The sequence below is a fragment of the Chitinophaga sp. NPDC101104 genome (genome assembly GCF_050277495.1).
Taxonomy (GTDB): domain Bacteria; phylum Bacteroidota; class Bacteroidia; order Chitinophagales; family Chitinophagaceae; genus Chitinophaga.
The window spans coordinates 2,660,784-2,685,246 of sequence record NZ_JBNNSF010000001.1 but is presented as its reverse complement, the minus strand read 5'-3'; the positions used below and the strand labels follow the sequence as shown (position 1 = coordinate 2,685,246).

Genomic DNA, 24,463 nt, shown 5'->3' with positions numbered 1-24,463 from the left:
GGAAAGCCGACGCCCTTGAATAAGTAGGCATAAACAAATTTCAAACTTCATTTTATGAAAAAGGCTATGACTATCACCGCCGCAACTATCGGCGTGTTCGCATTAGGTGCAGCAGCAAGAGAAGTTGTTGCGTTCGCTCAGGCAACTGATCTGTATGCGCTGCATCCAACCACACTCGCTTGTACACGCATTGTAACTTCCACCAACGTCCTCGCAACTGTAGTTCAAAAAAGCGTAGGCGGCCAACAGGCAACAATTAAGAGCGATGGCGGAACACGCTATACTCTGTGGGAAGACAATGGCTGTAGCACAACAGCGATTAAGTTTGTTCCTTAATTGTATCTAAAGGGAGTTCAGAGGGTACCTCTCAACTCCCTTTTCAATATTATCCCAATCTTAAACATCGATAATGAAATATAAATCAATCATCGCATTGAATATCGTTGCCTTGGCAGGTATCGCGGCATATGCAAAACACAAAACTGACAATATTGGAATCGCGCAAGCTACAGACATGTATGCAAAGAATCCAAACACAAGTGTTTGCTGTCGTATCGTAAACAACACAAACTGCCTTAGTTCAGCGATACAAAAAGGAACAATTGGACAACAAGCGACGATGAAAAGTGATGGAGGAACCAGGTACACATTATGGGAAGATGCGAACTGCACGACAACACCACTTCGTTTCTCCTGCTAAAGTCCACCATGCATGTTTCAAAAATTAAAAATTGATGAGCCAGTCAAATAATATATACATATCGTATTTATCAATTCTAATTTATATCACCGGACTACCAAACTTTGCTACAAGAAACAGTTTCTCTACGGCTAGTGATTTATATGCATTGAACCCCTGGTCTACAACATGCGTTAGGGTTGTAAATAACCTTAGTGCCCTTAGTACAACTCTACAAAAAGGAACTTTTACTGGATTGCAGGCAACATTAAAAAGCGCAGGAGGCACCCGCTATACCTTGTGGGAGGACTCTGGGTGCTTCCTGACGCCCCTAAAATTCATTGGTCAATAACCATCGTTTTGAACCAGTGAAGGATTGCGCTGAATTTCTAGCGCAGGCAAAGGAAAAACTTTCATATATGGCTTCCAATTATTCTTAATTTGGGAGTTTACAGAATCGGCCATCCCCCACCTTTTGAGATCGAACCAACGGTGCCCTCCTTCAAACATAAGTTCAGCCATTCTTTCATAATGTAATGCCCGCTCAATTCCAGAGGCGCTTTCATCCTCAATCTCACCTAAACCCGACCGAAACCGAATTTGATCTAAATCTGCTTTTGCCCCACTGAAGTTCTTCAATTTCATTCTACTTTCAGCACGGATCAAAAGTTGTTCGCCCATTCTCAAAAGAGTATAGAACTGGGGAACAACCCCACCTGGAGTCCCCATACCAGCTCCTAATCTATACTTTCTTGCATAGTACTTCTTTTCTCCACTGATTTGAATACTATCAATCCATGATTGTTTCCTCAAATCATCAGGCAAAAGTGATTCAACGAATTCGCTACGTAAAAAGAATCTTATAAAAGAAGCTCTTGGCACCAATTTAACCCCCTCTAATGTTAAATTATATGGAGGCAGATTAGGATCGGAAAAAAACTGGAGTATTGCTTCCTTGCTATTTGGATCAAATGCATTCTTACAATTATCCGCTAATCCAAATATATCCTTTTGATCGATCAGAATTGAAGCAAACTTCTCAGCGTTCGACCAATCCGACTTGTAAAGATACATCCTAGAAAGTAACGCTGCTGCAGAGAAACGATTCGCACGCGTTCTTTGTCCTTGCAACCAATCATATCCATCAGGTAATAACTCATACGCATCTCTTAAATCTTGTACAACTATATCTAATACAGCACTTATCTGACTCTTCGGAACCGACATATTGTTCTTATACTTAGATGTAAGTATCAATGGCACTTCGCCATATAAATTAACTAGATACGAGTAGCAATATGCACGCAGAAATTTAGCTTCGCCTATAAATTGAGCTTTATTCTTCTCACTAATTCCTTTTGATTTTTCAACCTCCTCTATGATCACATTAGACTGGTATATATAGTTATAGATTGGCTCCCAAAAAAACGATAAAATCCCTGAAGTCCTAGGATCTAACAGTCCTATGTAAAATGGATATGCCTCATCGTCGGTTGTGGTAACACCAAACTCATCAGAATAAGCGCCCATAACTGCAGTCATGTTTCCAGAAGCAAAAGGGCTATTAACGCTATTTAATACACCATATAAGCCAAGAATTGCAGACGAAGCATTCAAACTATCGGAAAATTGAACCTCATTAACGATAGAATTTGAAGGAGGGTCTATTTCGATAATTTTATTGCAAGCAGAACTAGCAAAACAAACAGCAATAAACAAGGTAAACACTACTGGCAGACATAAACATTTCGCTGCGCCAATAATTGTATTTATAATAATGAAGACCTCTTTTCTCATACAAATGCGATTTAGAATGAAACTTGTAATCCTCCATCAATAGTAGTCAAAGGGGGCAGATTCCCAAAATTCTGAATTTCTGGATCACTACCTTTATACTTGGAGAACAGTAAAAGATTCTGACCCCTTAGGAAAATTTTGCAATTTTTGGTACCAATTCTCCGCTGAATTGATTTTGGCAAATTATAGGCTACGGAAGCATTACTTAGTCGTATAAAAGATGCATCGGTATACCTTCCATCAGACATATTAAAATTCAAATCTGATGACTCTGGGAACACTGAGTATCTGGGAAATGGCTTCACATCTCCTGGCTTTTGCCAGCGATTGAGTGCATCCCGTGGAATGTTATTAGCGCCGCCATACCAACCAGCCGGGTTTAGCGCATTCTTACCAGGCCCTTTACGCGCAGTAAAGTACGCATTAAACTGCCAGTTCTTTACGCGAAGATCAAACCCAAAACCACCATCTAATTTTAACGACAAATCCTTATACACTACATCAGGGCCATCAATGGATGAAGAAATCTCACCATCCTTATTGACATCCTGATACACATACTTTCCAGTAGCAGGATCAACGCCAACCAAAAGCAATAGTTTTTGCCTATTCAAGCTCCTACCAACCTCCATCACTGATGCATAAGCCGTGTTCTCGATTCCGGGAAATGATATCAATTTGTTCCTATTAATTCCAACGAGAGCCGTCAAAGAGAGTTCTAAATTATCAGATTTAATGATGGATGCAGTTAATTGAGGCTCCCAACCAATATTCTGAACTGTTGCGGGGAAATTTGCTATTACTGAACTAAAACCGGTTGCATACGGAAGCGAGAAATTCAACAATTGATTCCCACTTCGATGCCGATACCATGCAATGTTAAATAATATTCGATCCTTCAAAAATCCCAAATTCAATCCAACTTCAAACTTCTTGTCCGTTTGCCATTGCAAATCAGGATTAGCGTGTTCTATTGGAACTGCACCACTCATTCCCATATATCGTAAATTATTACTGCTCCACCTTGTAAGATAAGCGTAGTCAGAGATGTTGTCAGACCCAGTAATACCAAAGCTGGCTCTTAACTTACCAAAGCTTAGAAATGTTAGATTGTCTTTGAAATACGACTCGTTACTAAAGATCCAGGCTGTCGCAAGCGCGCCAAAAGTACCATATTGTTTACCAGGGCCAAAACGAGACGAACCATCACGACGCCCAGATAGGGTTATGAGATATTTGTCCAACAAATTATAATTTATTCTTCCGAATACAGCTGCATATTTGTATTGTCCAGTTACATCTGAAGAAGTAGAACCAGCAGCATTCGCTATCGACCCTAAGAGCTTATCATTGGTATATCCAAATCCATTTGTGAACACGCCATCTTGACTAACAGCTTGAAATGTACCACCTAAAATTGCAGTCAAATCTCCCTTCCAGGCTCTCGCCTTATATTCCATCATAGGTTCAATAATAATACGAGCCCCATTATTCGTTCCGAAATTTGCAGACCCGAGAGGCATATCTACAGGATTCTGAGACGCGATTGGAATTGTAGCGTTTTGGAACATGTTCTGCGTAGAATAGCCAAGTGAGGTTGTAAACTTGAAATTCTTACTTATGTTGATTTCAGTTTTCAAATTTGCATTCAAGAATCTTGTTTTGGCAATATACGGCTGCAGGACTCCACCAAAACTAAATCGATTTGAAATAGGCGCCCAACCACTATAGTTTAACTTTCCATTTTCATCGAATATTGGTGGTGCGTTTGGCGAAGTAGTAGCGGACCCATTTAACGCTAAGTTGTTGTTCTTAGTAAATGAATATAAAAGGCTAAGTTCTATGTTGATTCGGTTATCAGCAGTTTTGTGTCCTGTATTAAATAACACTGAAGCACGTTCATCAAAGCCTGAGAATGAATTCAAATTAGTTAGCCTATTGTACCCAAGCGAAACTCTAAAATTATTATTTTTGTCCCCTCCTGAGAAAGCCAACTTGTAATCGCTGTTTTTTGCTGACTTCCCCCAAAATTGCTTTTGCCAATCCGTTTGCCTTGTTGTATCCCACACTAACAAGTCGTACGCATTCCCTCTATTGGGAGTTATGCCACTATTTTTGAATGCTTCATAACGCATAGCCACGTATTCGGGAGTCGTGAGCATATCGTAATAGCTTTTCACAAAACTCTGACCGAATGAAACATTGAAATCGACCGTCATTTTACCGTTCTTCCCCTTTTTGGTATTGATCAAAATTACGCCTCTTCCACCCCTACTTCCATAGATGGCGGTGGCATCAGCATCTTTCAATACCGACACCGATTCAATGTCATCTGGATCAATACTGTATAGCGGGCTTTGGCCACCAGCCGGCGGCGTAAATCCGTTTTGCACGAAACCGGTTGAACCAGTTTCGTAGCCACCTGAACCAGGTGCACCGCTGATGACGGTCAGCGGTACTCCGTCTACTATTACCAATGGATCAGACGGGAACTGCTTGCTGATGGAGGAACGACCTCGGAGCTCCATTTTGAAGGGTGCAGAAGCATATCCAGAAGTCTGTGACACCACCAAACCAGCGACGCGTCCTTGTATTGCCTGCAATACATTTTGCACAGGCTGAGTTTCTATCTCCTTTGCAGAAATGGTAGCTATGTTTCCAGTGGCAAGCCTTTGGGTAGTCGTGCCATAACCTTGCACAACTACCTTATCAAGCTGTTCAGCTGCCATCTGAAGATATACAACTACTGGCTTCAGGCCGGCCTCTATGTATTGATTTTTGAACCCTGTGTAAGTAATGAGCAGCTTCTTGTTTGCCAAATTTCCCCTAATCTTAAACTTCCCAAGTACGTCAGTTTGCGTACCTCGTGCAAGCGAGAGTATCCTTACAGTTGCCCCAGGAAGCGCATTCCCTTTCTCATCCATGACCTGCCCAGAAAATTCAATTTCCCCTAATGTGTCAACGGGGGAGACTGGGCTCTCAGGAAGCACCTTTGAAATGGGCATAATTACAACCACCTTATCCTCCACCAATTTAAAGGTTAGCGGCTGCCCCTCTAGGCAAATTCTTAGTGCCTGTATAAATGGCACCTTACTAACGGAGACGGTCACTGGTTTACTCACCCGGACCACTGATTCTCCATAAGTAAATGTGATGTCGGCTTGCCGTGCAATTTCGTTCAACACTTCAAATAGTGGCCTGTCTTTAAAACGAAGGGTAACGCTCTGGGCCTTCGCCAAGACTGAGATTTGGAATACTAAGCAGAGGATCACTGTGAGTTTCATAACCCTAATGGTTTGTGACAAGGCGAGCCTCACATGGCCTTGACCAGGTGGAAAAAAAAGCATAAATTTCGGTTTGGTGATCAGTTAAGTTTTACCATTTTTCTGTCGCCAATCCACTGCCCGGGCCACGAACCTGGGCAGCTTCATTTTGGCATTTTCTGGGTGTTACCAACAACGGATAAAACCGACCATCAACCGGTCGGGTAGGATTAGGCCTTGGTTTTTGTAGACTACTGGCGTCATACCCCTGCCAGGTACGGTAAGTACCACAGCACATGAGGATCTTTTGAATACAGTTCTTCTGTGTCCATACAAGGACTTCGGGGCAAATGCTTGACGTTGAAAATTGGAGAAAATGGAAATGAATGCGCCATCAGGCTCTTGGTAGAGGCACTTTCGGCGGAATGAAGAGGTATAAATTGTTGACAGGTCTAATTATGCGTAATTGTTCAATTTTTCCGTACACGTCGCTACTAATTTTTAATTCCTACCTGTTTCAGATCAAACCTGCGGTCGATAAGAATACCACCGCCGCTTTTTTGGAATGGTTACAAATTCCCATGTTCAAGTGGATGTTGATCTAGCCATTACCCTGGTACTCAGAAATACTGGGGAAATAACTACAGGTTTAATGGATGTTTGGTATTTGATTCTACTTTATATTGATTTTTTTACTGTCACTTTTCTTGCAACCGCATCATAGTCGAAGTGAACACCTCCATTTTCTTCCAGTATGGATAAAATCTTGCCCAACGACATACTTCTCTTAAATGATCCAGCGTATCGGCCTACTACTGGTTCCCCTTCATATATTACCGTTACACCGTACCACCTCGCCAGCGAATTCATGATGGGCCCGATCTCCTCGCCATCGAAGAAAAACCAACCATCCACCCATGCCAGCTCCTTTGAAAGATCCGCTTCCTCGACGCGCAGGGTACCCTTTTCAACCTTACCTTGCTGTCCAGGCTTCAATATTTTCTCACTGAATTGATAATACACCTTGATACTCCCCTCTTTTAGTGTAGCTGTTGCATTAGATAAATCATAGGCTGAAATGCAAAACTGCGTACCCAGTACCTGGACCTTGCTATCGCCGTACACCACATAGAATGGGGCCCGCTCATTTCGCTTTACGATAAAATATGCTTCCCCTTCCAGCTTTACGTTCCTTATGTTTCCTTCAAATCGATTTGGGAATTTCAGGGTGCTATTAGCGTTCAATATAACCTTTGTACTATCAGGCAGGATAATAGTAAACTGACTTGCTGCCGGCGTTCTAAGCTCATTATAAACCCGTTCCCCCTCCTTCTCTGCAGAATAGGCCAGCGTAGATCCTTTCTGGGATATCACTGTTCCCTTTTCATGCAGGGTATCGCTATTTTCAGCTTTCAAATAGACAGTACGGCCATTTTGAAGGGTAAGGACAGCCCGACCATTTATCGAATCTATATTTTCCGATCTCGATACCAGGCCTGTCCTCTCATGTCGGGCACCAAAGAGAAAGTAGGCACACAATCCCATGGTTATTACCAGCGATGCCGCGGCCAGGTGCCAATGCCGCCTAAACAGCATGAACAGAGTCACCGGCTGGCCGTATGTCACTTCTTCCAATATTCGTTTTACGGCCGCTTCCTGCGTACGTTTTATGTACTCATTAAGGCGAATAGCCTTTCTGACATCCGGAATGCGCAGAAGAAGGTCATTCCCCTTTGCTACAATCGCTGACCGTTTTTCAGGACTTTGCGCTATCCATTGATCCAGTAAAAGCTGCTCGGACTCCGTTAATACTTCGTTGGGAGTATGCTTTTTCCGGATCAATTTTAAAATCTCATCTTGTAAATCCAGCTCATCCATAAGGACAGGTTTTACCGCACGTCGCCCGAAAGCAATGTGTGAATTCGAAATGTCTATATATATAAAACCTGAAAAACGGTCTGATTTACCGTTGGTACCGCGCCTTTTTTTAAGAAATTTTTAGATTTTTTAGGACGGGGGGAACATTAATTGATAATGTTTGATTTAGATATGCAATAAATCAATAAGGCAATTACAGTAGGCTCTTTCTTAAAATGCATTTTTAGACTCTCCACTACCTCATACTTCCGGTTGTACACCGACCTGATAGTTATCCCGAGCTCTTCGGCGACTTCTTGCTCGCTTTTGTTGGAAAGTAATAACTTGATTATTTTCTTTTTTCTGATGGGCAGCGTTTCGATGAACTCCATTACATCGGCAATCAGCTGCGCATCGACCAGTTCTGTCTGCAGGTCGATCCTGATCCTCTCCTCGGTCAACATCTCCTGCAGGGTAGCTTTCAACTTTATCTCTTCTCCCCTTTTCTCCAATTTTTTAAAGCAACTATTATGTACCGAGCGCCTGAGATAGGTGTAAATGGCCCCTCCATTATTAAATCCTTCCCTTTTGTGCCAAATCTGCACAAACGCATCCGAAACAATTTCCTCTGCCTCTTGTTCGGATTGCACGATCTCGAATGCCTGCCGGATTAGCACAGGCCGAAGGTCCCTGATAATGGAAGCATATGCTCTTTCATTACCTTTTTGAAAGCCAGAAATTATATGTTGTTTGAGCTCATCCATAAAATGCAATTACTGCCCTATCGGGTTAGAACCCGAAAATCAATAAAAGGATAGGTAATGGTAAGGTGCATTCTTTATGAGGGCACTCTGAACCTGGGAGTTGATTACAAATATATAGCGCAGGATAATGATTTCCATGTCGAAATTGTAGAATTAAAACAAGAATGACAAAAGTCGAATTTCTTGATTTTTCAGGGCAATGCTATTTTTACCGTCCTAAAATGAAATTTCGAAAAGATTTCATAGAGCCATGATTTTCCTGAAGAACTTTCAATGAATTGTATCTTTTTCGCTCAATTTATATTCACTCAAACTAGTTTGCGTGAATATTGTATACATCCCATGAAAAAGCATTTGAAAAGAAATTTTACTTTTGGTCCTCTCACTCTAAAATGCGATCCCAACCATCCACACCCCGTTTGAAGTAACCTTACAGGTATACTGAGAACTTCACATGCCGTCCCAAAAATCCAATCCAGCCGTTAAAAATATTTAGCATGGATTCAAATTTAAAAGTTTTGCTTAGGCAACTAAGCCAGTATAATTATTGGGCCATCGGATCATTGTACCTCGTGGAATATGAAGGCTTATTGTCTTACGTGAAAAAAATGTCGATTGATCCCATTAAAGCACATCTTATTTCAATAGAAGCAATCTGCAAATCGATACGTAAAGCGGACGCTTTTTCCAACTGGAAGGATCTCGTCGCATTTTTGAGAAAAACGGCAAAATCAGCCGGGGAACAGTACATGGAAACCGTGCCCTTGGAAGACACGATCATCCCGATGGATATATCGCTGGATCAAAGCTACCACACACTCTGCATTAGCAATGAGCATAAACCTACAACAGAACAATCGTTACTACAATTCGAGGAATACAAGTACATAACCCATGGACAATTCGAAGCGGAAGAATCCTTGGTCAAACAAGCCATTCTAAGTCTATTACAGGATGAGCTGCCGGACTACTTCGGGAAAATTGCAAACTTGATTTGCGAAATAGCTTACATGGTACCGCGATTTAATGCGCACGAGTTGGTCGAATTACAAAAATGTCTATCCGATAAACCGGAGAATATTCAATCACTCATTAAAGATCAATTCATGGATGGCACAAACCTGGCAAAGGCAGACAGCATCCCAGACTTATTCTCCCTTGGATTTAACAGCTACGAACTTCACAAGGTGGCTTTCCTGCATATGGCGGAGAATTTAGAAAAAGGATGGCCTTTTGTACTTATCTATCATCGATTGTCAAGCGATATTTCAAAAATCGCAATTAGCCAGAATAACGAATAGTTAAAAAAAACCTATCATATAAACTCGTACCTGAACTGGTACAAATCTCACTGGGAGCTACCACCCAGGTTTCACGAACTGCGGTTACTGAAAACGTTTTGTGTGTAAATATCAATCCAGGCGCGAGCAAAACAGATCTCTAACCCAAAAGAAGTTGGGAGTTGGTTTAGATCATGAATTCGGGCTCCCACTTCTTTCAGCCCATGATTTATTGTTACTATCCAATCAGGATATACGCTGCTGTTCATGTACAGCACGTCCATATACTATTGCCCAATTTGGACAAACACATACATTTTAATGAGCAATAAAAACATCGGCACTTCACGACTACTACTTTATCTCCTATTAGCAATCCTATTAATTCTGGAGGTGCTACATGCCTACCTGTGTCTGGGGAAAATTTGTCCGTGCCAATTACAGGATGAATTCATTGAAGAACCATTAGAAGTAGAATAATGAAAAAAACAACGAGGTATCTAAAGTACATTATTATCGGATCATCGACATTTCTTTCGATCACATGCAACAACAAAGCAAAACTATTTACATACTCCAGCACCCGTGACGAAATAATCGCCACACTCGATAGTGCGTTGGGAAAAAACGCGCGTTTTACATGGATATCAATAAAACGACAACCAGGCAATATCCTGGAATACTCCGTCTATGGATTCAAAGAAAACAGAAATAATAAACTATATGGCCTTATAAATAAACAATACAGGTGGGACACCATCGGAATCTATGAAGTTCCGGACTCCAGCCTAGCTTTCACACTATCGGACATAAACAATCTAAAATATATGCCCGAACATGCCTCGGAGATAGAAGATAAACTCCTGTTCTCACCCGGCCCCGTTTATACAACAATTGATGGGCTCGATATTAGAGCCAACAATGCCAAAAACTTACATAAAGTAACGATAAGATATACGAAAACGCTTTTCGACGGCAGAATAGACGGCGAAAGTCTCAACGAAGACCAGCAATTTCAACCTGAAATCATAAAATAGCTACAAGGAATCGCAGCCCGCTTTCCAGCTGGCAGCCTCCTGGTTCATGCAAAAGTGGGATCGCAATTTGCCTTTCGGCGTTTCGCCTTAACCTCTTAGCAGTTAATGTAAGTAAGCAGTTCATTAAGCCGGAACTGCCTTACTTACGCCTTACAGACAAGTATCGCATCCTGCCTTCAGGCAAGAAGCCAATACTCATCACTTTTACTTGAGGGTTTGTGGACTGGCTGAAACAAGCTCTCTTATCTTTTGAACATGGCATTCTATCAATAGAAAGTTTGCCATGTTCATTTCAAATTCTAAAAATAACTATTAAGTATATGTATTCAACTTCCGTCACCAAACCTTGCTTTATCACAGCTTTCCTTTTTAGCCTGTTTTTTTCCATAACTGCCTGTGACGATTGGGCTAATTCGCCAGCAGATACCGAATTCAAAATATTGCCATCATTAATAGATACAAATAATATGCTCCCATTTCCCGAAACCTCCAAATTTCACTTGCCCTTATTCTGGCGGGATGATATGCCAGGCGGAAATAAATTTCAAGGTCCGCTATTCAATGAAACACACTCGTACGCAGCATACGTCATTTCACCAGGCAAATATGATACAGTTGTAAGAGTACTAACCTTCCCCTACCCTTTAGAAAATCTAAAATCTGTAAAAGGAAAAGAGGGCACTCAAAATGGCCTCTTGGAATACGCAATAGAAAGACTCGCTAAAATAAAAAATATGGGATGGTCAAAAGACACGGTACAACTGACACTTTTTACTTTCAACCAGTTTGTCGGAGACTCCATCAACTACCGTTACAACCTACTATTCGACCTATCGACTTTAAAACGTCTTGAATCTAGCATCGATACTGTAATATATGATCGAATGCATTATAAATAAACTCACCCACCAATTATGGAACATATGAAATCCCAAGCCACCAACCCCTCTAAATACTTCAGATTCATTCCGATACTTGCAATGAGCGTATTTCTCCTTATTACAAAGGATTCCAGAGCCCAGATACAATACAATCCAAACATAGATACGTTTTCATGCAGCTATACGCCAGAAATCGTCAACCAAATAGTAAACCAATTCGAACTGAAATACCCATATTATGTTACGGCCTATGCCATATGCGCTGCTTTAGATTCCTTCCACATTTACGTGCACGTATATGCATCCCCCCAGACCTTATCGGATAGTACAGAAATCTTATATCAACACGCGCTTGAAAACACCCGCCGTCTCTCCGAAGACAACTACTTCTCAAAACATGTTTACTTTCTCCAGTTCATCTTTCACAACGCGATGGGCGGAATGGGCGGAGAGCGATTCTCCTGGGTATTCCGGCTATCAGATCAAAAACTACTTGACAGCTATTACAAGCCATTTAGAGGCCCCCAAATAAATGCCCCAACGTTCTGGAAAAGAGCGAAAGACTTTCAGCTCTCAGAAAATGAAGTTATACACTTGCTCGGCGATAGTTGTCTTTATATTATACGGTTCGTCAAGGATTCCGTTGAATTTCCTCCCGATTGCCTTGATATCTGGGACTCAAAAGAAACTTTTCGGGTACTTTATGAACTTGTCGGTCAAGAAACATCTCACTTTAAGTTCATTTGCGAGGCGTATGTTGACCGAAAAATGAATTACAAATACATGAAAGCCTTAAATCTTTCCCAGCACAAACTCGTCGAAAACCCTAATATCTATCTGTCTATATACCGACTATTCTTCCCCTACGGAGTCCCTTACTGTGGCAACTGCGAATAGCCACATACTCATTTTTTCTCATGCTTCAACAACACAGAATATATGAATTCAAAAAGGTCTTCAATTTTCATTTTTCTTTGCTTAATCCTATTGAGCGGCTATGGTCAATTAAAATTTACCACCAACCAGGCTACGTACTTTACTCCTAATGCAGAGCCTATATCCCTTCATGCAAATAAACTTTTAAAGATTAAAGAGCCGCATTGGTTAAAAACTTTTGCCATTTCTCCATCCCTCGACTCAATACTTATTTATCTCAACATCTTCGTACCCGATTCGCTTTTGCTGAACAGGGACTTGTCGCTGACGAAACGGGCCTTTTTTTATGCAGAAGAGCTGTCTAAATTACCGTTAGTTAAGCATTTCGATATTGGATTGCAAGTTGACTTTGTGGATCGGAAATTAGGCATGGGGGGCAATTGCAGATCCTGGATATTCGACCTCACCAAACAAGCATTTGACACCAGCATTTTCACACCTAGAACCCACCCTACAACAACCGACCAATCGTTCTGGAAACGGCTGAAACAATACGACCTTCCTGAAAATGACGTGCTGGATTTTGACTCCGATACTTCGATCATCATACTTCACTATGTGAAAGACTCTTCTAATTTTCCCGTCAAGTATACTTCATTTGAAGAATCAAAGGAATCGCTTAGGCTGATCTATGAAGTACTCGGCTCGGATGTAAAAAGATATAAGGTCATCAGTGAAGTTTTCTTCGACCCAATATTAAATAATCGGGAAATGCCAGGCATGTACATTATGCAGCATCACCTTCACGAGAACCCCATGGCACTTTTCAAAATGTACAGGCTATTCTTCCCTTACAATATACCATACTGCGGAAATTGCGATTGACATCAACAGAGATCGACTTCCTGGTGCGCGGCTACTAACCGGGTCGCAAAAATACTGTTCTGCGCCAGGCTCTCGAACAAGGCACCTAAAATAAATTACCGACGACTATTACCGATCATTTTTGGTCGGTAATTTTTTTTAGGCACCTCGTTCTTCGCCTTCTGCATAACGAGTGCTAGTCGCTAAGGGTTATGGCGCGCGGGGGTTTGCACCCTTTGCACCGAATCGTTCGATTTTTTTCACTCTAAAATGTTATGTTATGCACAATCTCAATTTAAACAAAGCAACAAATGAATTTAGCTTTTACAGCCGAAGGGAAAAGGCGTGGCACCTATTGGGTCAGGTAGGTGAGGCTAAAAACAGCCGGGAGGTAATTGTTCAATCCCATCTCGATTTTACAGTTGGAAAATACCCTAACTACCATTTTATTGCCGGCAGGAAGTTCGAAAAAAGTACCGAATCTTTTTTCACAATGCGGGAAGATACAAATGAGGTTTTGGGTAGCCGCGTAGGCGCGATATACCAGCCCTTGCAAAACGAAGATGCATTTACTTTCATGGATCAACTGGCCGGGGAAGAAAATATTACCTATGAAACAGCGGGCGCATTGGGGAAAGGCGAGAAAATATTCATCTCTGCCAAGCTCCCCAAACATATCCGCATAGGCGCTAACGATGATCTGGAGGAATACATTTTCATCTACAATTCACACGATGGTTCTGGATCTATCGTTATAGCCTACACCCCCGTTCGTATTGTATGTAATAACACTTTAAATGCAGCACTTAAAGATTGTACCAACAGGATTACCATCCGGCATACAGCGTCCGCGGAACAAAAATTGGTTCAGGCCCGCCACTTTTTGGGTATCTGCGAAACATACGGTCAACAGTTAGGTGATACATTAAGAAGATGGACTACTGTAAACATTACAGACAAGCAAGTAAGGCGACTCATCGAAATGGCTATGGCCCCATCCGACACCATGCTCAAACATGTTATCAAGGGCGAAGCCAAAGAGTTTTCTACCCAGTTCGTCAACAAAGTGGATGACGCCATGCAATACCGGTTCAAAAATGATTCTCAACAATTGGCTACGGCGCAGGGAACGCTTTTTGGAGCCTACAATACCGTAACTGGCTATTTCCAGAATGTGAAAAAATTCAAATCTGCAGAACAGCAGTTCACTTCAATAATGGAAGGAAAAGGTAATGAGATAGCACAAACGGCATTTAATCTATGTGCCGAATTTGAAAGGGAAGGTGCGGATGCGCTTTTCCTGAGCTAACAAAAAAGACAGGCGGCTGGTGCCGCCTGTCTTTAACAGTTCTTCATCTACTGACAATTTACGTTCATGGCTAAACTATCACCAGAAAGCCTATTCAAACTGCGAAGACTCCGGAAAGCACGTTTTTTATGGAAAAAAGGCCCACTTATGGCGCTTGCAACGATGCAGGCACAATATCCTGGATATACGCAACAGATGCTAATTGCAGACCTAAAACCGAGGAGCAGAAAAAAGGTTATCCCAAAAACGCGTTCACCGTTGTACAAATATGGCAGGTACGCCCGAATGCAGCAATTAATCCAGTTATATCATCAAACCGGCGATATTCAAAATTTATTGGAGGCGCAAAAGCTAAGAAAGCGGCTAACAGCCCCTTATCGGGTTGAAGTCCGAACGGGAAACCATGTAAAGGAATTTTACTTGCCTGCCACCACTTCATACACGACCGTGGTATCGCTCGTTGCAAAAATCAATGGGTCATCCAGTTTTGAAACCGGGTGCCAAATTGTTGAACAGTTCCTTTCCAGGGTTTATATGGGAAACTAGATCGGATTAAGACTAGCTGGCCGGCACGGGGCATACCCGCGCGCCGCCGCTTGCAGGCGGCGGCGTGACATCCTGAATGCAAAAAATTGCCATATGGATGAATATGGAGTTTCTTGCGTTCGTGGGGATATAACTTCATTTTGAAAAAAACGCGCCATGCAAGTAGATCCTGCCTTCTCTAACCACTCCCCCGTTTTTTATGCCGAGATACCGGGCATTCACGCCGGCGACGGCTTGCCATATCAGTTAAAAACAGACACCTTTACCAGCGCCAGACACCACTGCGAGCTGCTTTCAAATGGAAATTTCTACTACTATATCGTCGAAGCACGGCCTGAATTGCTGAGAGGAGACCTCCTTGCCATGCCAAATGCAGTAGACGCCGTTCGTCTTTCCCTTTTTCACCCGGCTTCGTGCCTCGGTTTTCCTGCCCCTCTTACGCCGGTCAGTTCGCACATTACAGAATGCCCTACCATAGAAGATTTTGTCCTGAATTATCGTCATCCTAAAAAATTCAACGAAGGAGGCGACACCTTCAAGTGGGCCATTATGTATAATCACTATTACGACATCTTAACAAAAGGTTATACGCATGTTTCTCAACATGACAACATTCTCGGCAAATTTCTCACCTATATTCCTACGCCGGAAACATTTCTAAATATCGCTGCACAATTTTCCGAAACAGGACTCGTCAGGTCTCAATTCAAGGTATCAGAAAGGATCACAAAAAGCAATCCTTCAACCCGCCGGCGGGCGCCGTCCTCACCGAATGGCATCAAACTAAAATAAACCTTAAATCTACTTTCTTATGGCTACCGACGGCATAACGAGAATCCTCCATGCGCTCGCCCAAAAAGGATACTTCAAGAACGACTATTTAGACCAAGCATTTACCGAAAACTACTTAAGGGAAAGAGATTTGCAGTTTAGAACTTCTTCGCTTTCCGGATCTGTTGATACATGGAATTCATTTTCAGTCGGGAACGAAAATGGTGGTGTTTCACACAACTTCGGAGTTCAGCTCATTTTCAATGAAAGTTACCCTCAGAGTGAGATTAGCCTGGACACAATTCATTTTACCTTAGCTGATGGAAAGTCGCAAGCCTGGAAGGTTAGAGATCTGTCCTGTATTCCCGAATGCCAAGAAATGGAAACTTTCCTGAATAATTATGCGAAGAAAGGCATACACAAGACTTCCCAAAAAATGAATCAACGATCGTATGTAAAAGCAAACCCTCAAAATTATTTTAGCAAGTACTCGAAAATGCGTTAGATATGCTTATTGAGTTAAAAAACATCGCTTCATTTCGAATTTTCCTTTCCAGCAAACTCGAAGATGGCGTCGAAATCATATATGCCCCAAAATCAGGTATCGTAGTACCTGATCAATTGAGTTTCGCTGTGGCCCGTTTTAATTTGAGAACAAGGCGAGAAGAGGAATACATGTTTGATATCAAGGAACTGATAAACAGCCTTCGAATAATTAAAGAGGACGAAAAAGGTTATTCATTCCTGGATTCGAATAGCAATGAGCGAATACTAAATATCGGTGCATTCCATGACCACAGAATGTCTGCCCATTTCCTGGAATTTTTACTACGGGAGAATCATACGCGAGAACAGTCTCAAAAATCGGTCGAATTTTGTGAATTTATTTTGGAGCAAGTTGAAATACTACTTTCCGACCTCTGTAAAACTCCTGCAGGAGCAATAATTGCCAAAAAACTTTGGACCCGTTATGAACCAACGAACATCAAAATACCTGCTTTCCTTAAACTATCAGAAAGCGTCAAAAAAATCGTTTCTACCCCGGCGAATAACAAAAAGCTATGATCTTACGGCTTGGGGCCTTTCGTCCACCTAGTTGACTATATATTTTTCATTCTTATTGCCCCCTCTTCCCCCGATTTGCATTGTATTAGTATAGACCAATCCCCGAAATGAAATTCGAATATGTTATTTTACTAATATCATGGTATTGCCTGATCTCTTGTAAAAAGACCCTGGTAACCCCGATATTTCAACCTACCCCAAAGGAATACTTGTGGAAATTTAAGGTTGTGGCTGTAAATCCGTACTGTCTGGATTATACAGGAAGAAAAGTAGTGAACCTGGAGTGTATTCGGTTTCCTGAAGGAATGGAGCTATTCTACCAGTCTTACTATAACGGTAGAAATTTTTACACCACCAGCTTGCCAACTGAATTCACCTACCAAGGCAAAGAGTTTGTAGGCTTGGCCTTCGAAAATATCGATTGGACAGAACGGGTTTCGTGCAGGCCACCAGGCCGACAGGTCGTCATCCAAAATGCAGATTATCCTGACTAAGTATCTCCAATTTTTGCTATCTATACGAAGTGACAGATACGCCGGCATTTTTTAGTGCCGGCTTTTTCATTTGTCTGTCATGTTGGGTTTTGGCCCAACAGTTCTTTATTGGCAATCCCCGTAATTTGTTTATGAACCGGAGTAAACCTGACATCTACAAAATCGTAGGAGCCAACATCAAAGCAATTCGGGAGGCGAAAGTAATCTCTATTTCAGACTTGGCTAGGCAATGCGGGATGCAAGCAGATAACTTCAAGGAACTTGAAGCTGGTAATGCCGAGCTCCGGCTATCCACTTTCGTTCATATCAAAAACCTGCTCGGCGTCTCATATGAACAACTTTTCCATCTTCCAGACGAATATGAACGCTAGAATAAAAGACAAAATCTTACCTCCTGGTAAACCGCACATCAGCAAATGACTTGAAATTGCTTCTCCTTATCGCATATTCCTTCTTAATTTGCCGTTTTTTCTGTTTCTGAATTAACAACTCAGGAAATGTCCAGTCGGGCACATGCTTTTTCCAAGCGGACCTAGCCATCGCTTCACCTTCTTCGTAAATACATGCCTGTTTCAATAACTCAGCGATATCGCTTCTCACTCTATTTGGCAAGCGACGTAAGTCCTCCCGGTGACCAAATTCTTTCAACAGGTCTTCCAGGTAGTCAAGATCTCGGTACAGATCAACCAAATCGCAAAGACAGTATAACATCTCTCCTTTCTCATTTTGAGAAGTAAAGGACACGAATTTATGCTTACTTTTTACGATCTGCTGTATCACATCCTTTATTTGCTTGCATAAGTTAATATTAACCGGGCCATCCTCATCTCCTCTAAGTCGATACTCCGTCAACTTTTCGTCTGTTATGAATCGAAAATAGTCCGGCGAGGCTGGATAAGCTGGCGCAATAAACCAGGCTTTATTACTCTTTATGGCTTTTTTGGCATATCGTTGAAGTTTCAAAATGTCAAATATATTAACATACAGCTTGGTCATTACTATTCTTTTCACAATAGTAATTCGATACACACCGTGGAAATTACATATCATGCCATGTGGAGAAAAAATGACGGTGATTCATCGAACTTTTGATCAGCTTGCAAACCGAATACTCGACTAGATTACCTAAAATTCATCCAGCTGATTACGTATGATCGTGATTTTAATTGACCCCAATTTTCAGACTGTCTTTCGTTTTGAATTGGATGGTTTTGATGATTTTCATGATTCAATATCGTATGTGCTAGAAACGGAAAACTGGTACTGTTTAAAGGACGTTGATGACACGCATGTTATGTATGTTATTAAGGACGGAGCAAATGACCCTGGAAACCAGGCATTCGTTATCTGTGAAACTGGGGAGAATATATTTGGCAAGGCCTTGATCTGCAAGTTGTCAAAGCGTGATTATTTGTCGCCTATCAATTGTACCCTTTCCGTAAAGAAGGCAAAGGATCTGATTGTTTTCTGTAATAGAGAAGAATCGCAAATATATCGAGAATTTGAGCGCAATGAAACAGATTCCTTACTTTGACCGGAATCGAACCAATTAACCTTCTCAAATTCCGTCCCGCATCCACCTCTTCACTACTTTTTCCTTCTCCATCAGTTTTTCAATGTCCTTGTAATCGTAATACAATGCCCCACCCATCTTCGTATAGGGAAGCGTACCGTTATCCCGGAGTGTCTGCAAAGTTCCGGGGGATAAATTTAGAAGCTTTCTGACTTCATAAGACTTTAACCATTTCTTTTGTTGAGGATGTAAATGCGCCTGTAAAAGCGCCTCAATTTCCTTAAGAAGGTCGCCTTTAAATTTTTGTAAATCTTCCAGGGTAATCCAAGGTAATTGTGGATTCGAGTTACGACCCGATCCATTTGCTTCTTTCATACAAATGCGGTTTTGCAACAAGTTCGAATTGTTACAAAACCACATTTTACACTTCTCACCATGTGGTGATTATTCAGATTTTATCAACCGAATGGGTTGAGCATTATTAATGTACTCTGTAGGCGAAGGAAGTTCTCTTCGGCGATCCCCGGCAGCTTCAAATTTTTCCATCCCAAACTCTATTATTTCTTCATCAACGCATGTATATATATCGGTTGTTGCAATTTTTCTATGTCCCATAATCACTTTAATAACCTTAATATCCAACCCTGCCTTTACAGCGTAATATCCGAATGTATGTCGGGATAGGTGAAATGTTAGCGGAAACCCAATATCGAATACTTCGGTTAGAATCTTTAATAGTCGATTAATATATTGATTTGTAATAGGCGGAAAAACTGTTTCGTTTGCTACTGATTTCGGTAAATCTTTATACTTTTTTACAAGCAATACTGCTTGGTGGATTAGCGGAACAGCTTCCAGTTCATCCGATTTTTGGCGATATTTTGTACACCAGAACTTACCTTTATCACTGATTTCAAAATCACTCATTGATAAGCTTGATACTTCAGCGAACGAAAATCCGGTATAGCAGGCGAACAAAAAAAGATCCCTGGCAAATTCCAAATCTGGACTTGTAAGTCGTTTGGTTTCCATCATTTTTAACTGATGGGCCTTCAATTTTTCCCTTTTAGTTTTTGCCTTACATATCTTGAATTTACGGAATGGCTCCTTCTTGAACCAACCCAAATCGTCCCCCCAGTTGACGATTCCCCTAAACCGTTCCAAATGTTTAGCGATACCATTTCCCAAACATGGATCGGAATTTTTAAGGGGGTGTTCAGGAATGTAACTTTCCAAGTCGGAAATGAATTCATAATTCAGCTGGCGTACGTGGAGGTCTTCGGATTTGAATTGATGTTTAATAAAATTCAAAACATACTGATGCGTTGCAGCGTAATTCTTCCACGTCCCAGGCGCCAGGATTTTCTGAAATTTTTTTTCATGCTTTTTAAAGAGATTCCGAACTGTGTGGTCTTTGTGTGATTTACCTGTATACGCTTCCTTGACATTTTGGGCAGATACATAATCTTGGGTATCTTGGAGGGCCCTAAAGATATTGGCAATCTTTGTTCGAGTGTTTTCGATATGCTTATTAATATCTTTTACTTCCTGTGTCTTCCCTTTTACTGACTCTGAGGCCGCGTCCCATTTATCATAGGGAATAAATTCCTTTAGCGAAAATTCCTTTGGGGGGCCGTCTATTGTAATTCGTCCGAAAATACAAACGCGCCCGGGATCTTGCTTATCCTTGCGGGCGATAAAATCCAAACTAAGGGTGTGACTAGCCATGTTCCTGCATTTTGATGGTGATTGAATGGTTTTTTCTCCTTTCGGCAGGTCCACGAACTGTGGGGGAGTAAAAACACTATTCAAATCATATCAAATCGCATCAAAAAAAACGACATATTTAACTGAATATCAATAGCATGGGTAGATCGCCGTGAGTAAATATAATGCATATTTAAACTCACGGAATTACTCACAGATAGATTGCAGTCTTTTGAAATGAATTAGTCTATACGATGAAACCAAGAAACCCGCCTTCATAGTGAATGCGGGTTTCTAAATGGAAAGAATCTTCCAGAAGGTCGGGATGACAGGATTCGAACCTGCGGCCTCGTCGTCCCGAACGACGCGCGCTACCGGGCTGCGCTACATCCCGTACGGGGTCGCAAAACTACGTTATGGAAATTTAATTTCAAAATCAATTTTACAAATTTCTCCGGACCGCCTGCCGGCAAAGCATCTGCCTATCCCCGCTTCCGCTGCACCAGATACAGCCCCGCCACCACGAGCATCACGCCGGCGAAGGTATACACGCTCAAAGGCTCATGCATGAGCACCGCCGATATGGCAAATCCGAAAACCGGGCAGAGGAACAACCAGAAAGAGGCATTCACGGGATTATCCTTCAGCAAAAACAGCCACAGCAGCACCGCCACTATCGAAACGGGGCCTACCAGCCAAAGCATGGACAGCAGCCAGACCGTATTGAAGTGATTCTGCACAGGATCGTACCAGCCGATCATTACGGGCAACAGGAAAATACCGCCGAAAAGCGTCTGCCAGCCATTGATGGTAAAAATGTGGAGATCGTGCCACTTCGATGCGGAAAAATACAGCGACCCGATCGAATAGGTTACCATACTCCCCAACACGAGCCCCAGGCCCAGGGGCGTAGCGTAACTATCTGCCAGCAACGGCCAGGCCGCCACCCCGATCCCTCCCAGGCAAAGCACCAGGCTCAGCACCGTCACCGGTTGCAAGGGCTTCCGCAGCCAGAACGTACTCATCAGGCTGATGAACACCGGGTTGGTAGCCGTTGCCAGTGCGCCCAGTCCTGCAGACACTTCCGTCATTCCCAACACATAAATGCCCAGGTACAGCGAAACGTTGAACAATCCGTAAATCGCCACCTGCTTCCATTCCCGCCCCCGGGGCAGCCGTTTCTTCAGCAGCACGTGCGAAACGGACAACATGATAAACGCCGCCAGGAAAAAACGCGGCACGAACAGCACGAAAGGCTGCACCGCCCTTAACCCCAGCTTGGTGGCCGCAGCGGCGGAAGCCCAGAGAAATGCGAACGTGACGCCCGCGAAAATGAGTTGGATACGACGGTTTTGCACAACGGGGTAAAACTAGAAAACGGAATGCGAAAAAAAACCGGTATTTTAGGAAGGATTACGATCTCCAAACCTTATGCGCAGCCTCCTTATATCCCTGTTCATTCTCAGCTTCCTGCCATCGCAGGCCCAGCATAAAAAGCTCCGGCTCCCGCTGTGGACCTTCCATCAATCCAACGTAAACATCTACGGCATCGGGCTGGGATGGTTACCGATTTACGAAACCGTCAATACGACCACCAACGGCCTCCGGCTGGAAGCACCCGGCCCCGGGCTCTTCATCGCGTTCATGCCCCACGCGCCCTGGGATACGGCTTTTGTAAGTCCCAAGCCTATCCCCGCCGACAGCCTGCCCGAAAAAGTAAACGGTATCAATCTCTCCGCACTCGGCTCCATGACGTACCGGGTGAACGGCATTTCCCTCGGCCTAATCGGCCAGGTCAACACCCGCGTCAACGGCATTTCATTTTCGGCGATCAATGTCACCGAAAAACATAATGGCATACAGCTTGGCGTAGTGTCCATCACCAAAAACATGTGCGGGATACAATTGTCCTTCAATGCCATTTCAGATCAGGTCCGCGGCGTTCAGATCGGGTTGCTGACATCGAGCAGTAACACCCGCGGGCTGCAGTTCGGATTATGGAACGTGAACGAAAAACGGAAATTGCCCATCCTCAACTGGAACTTCCGTTCCTGATCACAACGCGATTTCGGCATCAATACCCAGCGCCTCCAGGAATGCTTCGTCGTGAGACACGACGATCAGCGTACCATCGTACCCGTTCATCGCCGCAGTGAGGATCTCCACGTTCTGCATGTCGAGGTTATTGGTGGGCTCGTCCAGCACGATCATGTCCGGCGCTTTGGTACCGATATTGAGCACACACAGCAGCAGCCGCATCCTTTCCCCGCCGCTGAGCGCAGCCGATGGTTTGTTCCAGTCTTCCGGCCCGAACAGGAACCGGTTCAGCCGGGTTTTCACTTCATGTTCTTCCAGCGCGCCGGGATTGTGCTTTTGCGCCTGTTCGTAAACGGTCAGGCTCCCGTCGAGGTACGAATAATCCTGATCGATGTACACAGCCCGGAACTCCGCGCGCACCATCTCTCCTTCCGAGGGCGATAACTGCCCCAGCAGCAGCCGGATCATGGTAGTTTTCCCGGAACCGTTGCCGCCGCGGATGGCCAGCCTGTCGCCGCTCCGCACCTGGAAACTGTGCCCTTCCGGCCAAAGCGGATTATCCCCGAACCGTACGTTCAGGTGTTGCACGTTGACGAGTATTTTCCCTTTGTGCAGGGCGGAATCGTCTACGTTCAGTTTCATTTTGTCGATATCCGGCAGCTCTTTGCGCAGGCGGTCCACTTCCTCCGAAATGCTTCCCATTTTTTCGGCATGTGCCTTTTTCAGGCTGGCCGTGCTTTTTTCGGCGTTGTTGCGAAGGGTGTTGAGGGTGATGGTGGGAACGTTGGATTTGTCCTGCTTTTTCCTGCCGCGCGCATCCAGCTTCTGTTTGCGCTCCATGGCCTCGCGCTCGGTTTCCCGGGCTTTGCGCAAAGCTTTTTCGCGGCTGCGGAGGTCCTGTTGCAGCGCGTCCTGTTCCAGTTCCTTCTGCGCCTTGTAGAAATCGAAATCGCCGCCGTACACGGTTATCCCTTTCTTCCCCAGTTCATATACGACCGGCAACAGGCGCAGCAGGGAAGCATCGTGGCTTACGAGCACGAGGGTTTTCCGCCATCCGCCTATCAGCTCGCGCAGCAGTGCGCGGCCTGCCGCGTCCAGGTGGTTGCCTGGCTCGTCGAGCAACAAAAATGCGGGTTGGTTGACGGCGATCCCGGCGAGGAAAACGCGTGTTTTTTGTCCGCCGCTGAGCCCCTCCAGCTTCACGTCCAGCCCGATGTTCCCGAGGCCCCAATGCGCGAGGGCTTCCCGGCACCGCTCTTCGATGGCCCAGTCGTCGTTCAGCGCCGCCATCAGATCGTCGGTCACATTTCCCGCCAGGATCTCGTGCAGGGCATGCAGCCGGTCGCCCGCACGGAGCGCCGCTCCCACCGTGAGATGGTCGAACTGGCCGAAATGCTGCGGAATGTAATACGGAGGCTCCTCCCGCCGGATGGAACCCGACAGGGGCTGCAATTCCCCGGCCATCAGTCGGAGCAAGGTAGACTTCCCGGCGCCGTTAGGGCCGATCAATGCAATTTTATCTCCACGGTCCACGGTAAAATGAAGCCCGGAAAACAATACGTCTTTATTGGGATGCGCGTAGGTAACGTCTTGGAACGCCAACATGATTTCTTTCTTTAACGGTGAAGAATAACGGCGGCCGGTGAGTATGGCCACGCAGTTACGGGTTAATTGCTAAAAGAAAGTGAATCTCACATGTTGGTATAAATGAAGTTTAATGTGC

At 43.6% G+C, this 24,463-nt stretch carries 23 protein-coding genes and 1 tRNA gene; 14 read left to right on the top strand and 10 right to left on the bottom strand.

What is annotated here, in order from left to right; genetic code table 11:
* Window positions 1-54: 54 nt before the first annotated feature.
* Together ACQKLP_RS10735 and ACQKLP_RS10730 are read left to right on the top strand one after the other, a co-directional pair.
* Window positions 55-336, top strand: coding sequence for a hypothetical protein (locus ACQKLP_RS10735; RefSeq protein ID WP_427322749.1), 282 nt, complete (start codon window positions 55-57; stop codon window positions 334-336).
* A gap of 73 nt (window positions 337-409) precedes the next feature.
* Entirely contained in the window at window positions 410-700 is a 291-nt protein-coding gene (locus ACQKLP_RS10730) for a hypothetical protein (protein ID WP_427322747.1), read from the top strand.
* A 324-nt stretch (window positions 701-1,024) separates the two neighbouring features.
* Here the strand turns inward: ACQKLP_RS10730 and ACQKLP_RS10725 are convergent, their stop codons facing one another.
* From ACQKLP_RS10725 to ACQKLP_RS10710, 4 genes are all read right to left on the bottom strand, one after another.
* Window positions 1,025-2,476: a RagB/SusD family nutrient uptake outer membrane protein gene (locus tag ACQKLP_RS10725; RefSeq protein WP_427322745.1), complete on the bottom strand. Its 1,452-nt coding sequence runs from the start codon at window positions 2,474-2,476 to the stop codon at window positions 1,025-1,027.
* 11 nt (window positions 2,477-2,487) lie between these two features.
* A complete protein-coding gene (locus ACQKLP_RS10720; RefSeq protein WP_427322743.1) occupies window positions 2,488-5,760 on the bottom strand; it encodes a SusC/RagA family TonB-linked outer membrane protein in 3,273 nt (1,090 codons plus the stop codon).
* A 657-nt stretch (window positions 5,761-6,417) separates the two neighbouring features.
* On the bottom strand, window positions 6,418-7,617 hold the full coding sequence (locus ACQKLP_RS10715; protein ID WP_427322741.1) for a FecR family protein: 1,200 nt from the start codon (window positions 7,615-7,617) through the stop codon (window positions 6,418-6,420).
* A gap of 146 nt (window positions 7,618-7,763) precedes the next feature.
* Window positions 7,764-8,360: an RNA polymerase sigma factor gene (locus ACQKLP_RS10710; RefSeq protein WP_427322739.1), complete on the bottom strand. Its 597-nt coding sequence runs from the start codon at window positions 8,358-8,360 to the stop codon at window positions 7,764-7,766.
* Between the two features lie 497 nt (window positions 8,361-8,857).
* Here ACQKLP_RS10710 and ACQKLP_RS10705 point away from each other — a divergent pair, with 497 nt between their 5' ends.
* The 10 genes from ACQKLP_RS10705 (at window position 8,858) to ACQKLP_RS10660 (ending at window position 17,854) form a co-directional block, all read left to right on the top strand.
* Complete coding sequence (locus tag ACQKLP_RS10705) at window positions 8,858-9,661, top strand: hypothetical protein (RefSeq protein ID WP_427322737.1); 804 nt, start codon at window positions 8,858-8,860, stop codon at window positions 9,659-9,661.
* A gap of 1,234 nt (window positions 9,662-10,895) precedes the next feature.
* Window positions 10,896-11,576, top strand: coding sequence for a hypothetical protein (locus ACQKLP_RS10700; protein WP_427322736.1), 681 nt, complete (start codon window positions 10,896-10,898; stop codon window positions 11,574-11,576).
* 24 nt (window positions 11,577-11,600) lie between these two features.
* On the top strand, window positions 11,601-12,455 hold the full coding sequence (locus tag ACQKLP_RS10695; RefSeq protein ID WP_427322734.1) for a hypothetical protein: 855 nt from the start codon (window positions 11,601-11,603) through the stop codon (window positions 12,453-12,455).
* Between the two features lie 42 nt (window positions 12,456-12,497).
* The gene (locus ACQKLP_RS10690) at window positions 12,498-13,319 is read left to right on the top strand and encodes a hypothetical protein (RefSeq protein WP_427322732.1); all 822 of its coding nucleotides are present in this window, start codon (window positions 12,498-12,500) and stop codon (window positions 13,317-13,319) included.
* A gap of 259 nt (window positions 13,320-13,578) precedes the next feature.
* On the top strand, window positions 13,579-14,607 hold the full coding sequence (locus ACQKLP_RS10685; protein WP_427322730.1) for a DUF932 domain-containing protein: 1,029 nt from the start codon (window positions 13,579-13,581) through the stop codon (window positions 14,605-14,607).
* 66 nt (window positions 14,608-14,673) lie between these two features.
* Window positions 14,674-15,153, top strand: a complete 480-nt coding sequence (locus tag ACQKLP_RS10680; protein ID WP_427322728.1) for a hypothetical protein — start codon at window positions 14,674-14,676, stop codon at window positions 15,151-15,153.
* 156 nt (window positions 15,154-15,309) lie between these two features.
* On the top strand, window positions 15,310-15,945 hold the full coding sequence (locus ACQKLP_RS10675) for a hypothetical protein (protein WP_427322726.1): 636 nt from the start codon (window positions 15,310-15,312) through the stop codon (window positions 15,943-15,945).
* 19 nt (window positions 15,946-15,964) lie between these two features.
* Window positions 15,965-16,429 carry a hypothetical protein gene (locus tag ACQKLP_RS10670; RefSeq protein WP_427322724.1) on the top strand — a complete coding sequence of 155 codons (465 nt, stop codon included), beginning with the start codon at window positions 15,965-15,967 and terminating at the stop codon, window positions 16,427-16,429.
* A 2-nt stretch (window positions 16,430-16,431) separates the two neighbouring features.
* A complete protein-coding gene (locus tag ACQKLP_RS10665; RefSeq protein WP_427322722.1) occupies window positions 16,432-16,989 on the top strand; it encodes a hypothetical protein in 558 nt (185 codons plus the stop codon).
* A 625-nt stretch (window positions 16,990-17,614) separates the two neighbouring features.
* The gene (locus tag ACQKLP_RS10660; RefSeq protein WP_427322720.1) at window positions 17,615-17,854 is read left to right on the top strand and encodes a helix-turn-helix domain-containing protein; all 240 of its coding nucleotides are present in this window, start codon (window positions 17,615-17,617) and stop codon (window positions 17,852-17,854) included.
* 16 nt (window positions 17,855-17,870) lie between these two features.
* Here ACQKLP_RS10660 and ACQKLP_RS10655 read toward each other — a convergent pair whose 3' ends face one another.
* Window positions 17,871-18,479 (bottom strand): hypothetical protein, encoded by a 609-nt coding sequence (locus tag ACQKLP_RS10655; protein WP_427322718.1) that lies wholly within the window; start codon window positions 18,477-18,479, stop codon window positions 17,871-17,873.
* Window positions 18,480-18,633: 154 nt separating this feature from the next.
* On the opposite strand from ACQKLP_RS10655, the gene ACQKLP_RS10650 reads away from it, so the two are divergent.
* Complete coding sequence (locus ACQKLP_RS10650; RefSeq protein ID WP_427322716.1) at window positions 18,634-19,017, top strand: hypothetical protein; 384 nt, start codon at window positions 18,634-18,636, stop codon at window positions 19,015-19,017.
* A gap of 24 nt (window positions 19,018-19,041) precedes the next feature.
* On the opposite strand, the gene ACQKLP_RS10645 is transcribed toward ACQKLP_RS10650, so the two are convergent.
* The 4 genes from ACQKLP_RS10645 to ACQKLP_RS10630 form a co-directional block, all read right to left on the bottom strand.
* Window positions 19,042-19,371 carry a helix-turn-helix domain-containing protein gene (locus tag ACQKLP_RS10645; protein WP_427322714.1) on the bottom strand — a complete coding sequence of 110 codons (330 nt, stop codon included), beginning with the start codon at window positions 19,369-19,371 and terminating at the stop codon, window positions 19,042-19,044.
* Between the two features lie 69 nt (window positions 19,372-19,440).
* A complete protein-coding gene (locus ACQKLP_RS10640; RefSeq protein WP_427322712.1) occupies window positions 19,441-20,724 on the bottom strand; it encodes a site-specific integrase in 1,284 nt (427 codons plus the stop codon).
* Between the two features lie 299 nt (window positions 20,725-21,023).
* Window positions 21,024-21,097, bottom strand: a tRNA-Pro gene (locus ACQKLP_RS10635).
* A gap of 88 nt (window positions 21,098-21,185) precedes the next feature.
* A complete protein-coding gene (locus tag ACQKLP_RS10630) occupies window positions 21,186-22,061 on the bottom strand; it encodes a DMT family transporter (protein WP_427322710.1) in 876 nt (291 codons plus the stop codon).
* A 73-nt stretch (window positions 22,062-22,134) separates the two neighbouring features.
* Here ACQKLP_RS10630 and ACQKLP_RS10625 point away from each other — a divergent pair, with 73 nt between their 5' ends.
* Complete coding sequence (locus ACQKLP_RS10625) at window positions 22,135-22,758, top strand: hypothetical protein (protein ID WP_427322708.1); 624 nt, start codon at window positions 22,135-22,137, stop codon at window positions 22,756-22,758.
* Here the strand turns inward: ACQKLP_RS10625 and ACQKLP_RS10620 are convergent, their stop codons facing one another.
* Complete coding sequence (locus ACQKLP_RS10620; RefSeq protein ID WP_427322706.1) at window positions 22,759-24,345, bottom strand: ABC-F family ATP-binding cassette domain-containing protein; 1,587 nt, start codon at window positions 24,343-24,345, stop codon at window positions 22,759-22,761.
* Window positions 24,346-24,463 lie beyond the last annotated feature (118 nt).